Annotated in this window: 1 protein-coding gene; it reads left to right on the forward strand. The window is 51.0% G+C overall.

What is annotated here, in order from left to right:
• Positions 1–63 precede the first annotated feature (63 nt).
• Positions 64–1,211, forward strand: a protein-coding gene (locus HFD94_RS22760; RefSeq protein WP_088234235.1) for an IS3 family transposase whose coding sequence is annotated in 2 segments (ribosomal slippage) — positions 64–301 and positions 301–1,211 — 1,149 coding nt in all. Because the reading frame shifts where the segments join, the coding sequence is not laid out codon by codon here.
• Positions 1,212–1,229 lie beyond the last annotated feature (18 nt).

The following is a 1,229-nucleotide window of genomic DNA, read 5'->3' on the forward strand; positions in this document are numbered from 1 at the left end:
TGAATCGCCACGGGTTTAACAGACACCTCAGAGTCATTTAAGATGGCTTAAAGAGAGGTGTCCATGAGCGGTAAGCGTTATCCCGAAGAGTTTAAAATTGAAGCAGTCAAACAGGTTGTTGATCGCGGTTATTCTGTTGCCAGCGTTGCAACACGTCTCGATATCACCACCCACAGCCTTTACGCCTGGATAAAGAAGTACGGTCCAGATTCTTCCACTAATAAAGAAGAGTCAGATGCTCAGGCCGAGATCCGCCGTCTCCAGAAAGAGCTGAAGCGGGTTACCGACGAACGGGACATATTAAAAAAAGCCGCGGCGTACTTCGCAAAGCTGTCCGACTGAGGTACGCCTTTATCCGTGACAACATCTGTTGCTGGCCTGTTCGCCTGCTCTGTCGGGTGCTGGATGTTCATCCCAGTGGTTTTTACGCCTGGCTTCAGCAGCCGCATTCACAACGCCATCAGGCAGACCTAAGACTGACAGGACAGATTAAACAGTTCTGGCTGGAATCGGGATGCGTCTATGGTTATCGCAAAATCCATTTGGATCTGCGGGACAGCGGGCAACAGTGCGGAGTGAACAGAGTCTGGCGACTGATGAAACGTGTCGGGATAAAGGCTCAGGTCGGATACCGGAGCCCGCGGGCACGTAAAGGCGAGGCCAGTATCGTGTCGCCCAACAGGCTCCAGCGACAGTTCAATCCGGATGCTCCGGATGAGCGTTGGGTAACGGACATAACCTACATCAGGACCCACGAAGGCTGGCTGTATCTTGCCGTGGTTGTTGATCTGTTCTCACGCAAAATTATCGGCTGGTCCATGCAATCCCGGATGACAAAGGACATTGTCCTGAACGCACTGCTGATGGCTGTATGGCGGCGTAATCCCCAAAAACAGGTGTTGGTTCATTCGGATCAGGGCAGTCAGTACACAAGCCATGAGTGGCAGTCGTTCCTGAAATCACACGGCCTGGAGGGCAGCATGAGCCGTCGCGGTAACTGCCATGATAATGCGGTTGCAGAAAGCTTTTTCCAGTTGTTGAAACGCGAACGGATAAAGAAAAAGATCTACGGAACGCGGGAAGAAGCCCGCAGCGATATTTTTGATTACATCGAAATGTTTTATAACAGTAAGCGTCGGCATGGTTCTAGCGATCAGATGCCACCGACAGAATATGAAAACCAGTATTATCAACGGCTCGGAAGTGTCTAGATTATCCGTGGCGATTCA

Source organism: Pantoea sp. EKM20T (assembly GCF_011800485.1).
GTDB classification, from domain to species: Bacteria; Pseudomonadota; Gammaproteobacteria; order Enterobacterales; family Enterobacteriaceae; genus Pantoea; species Pantoea agglomerans.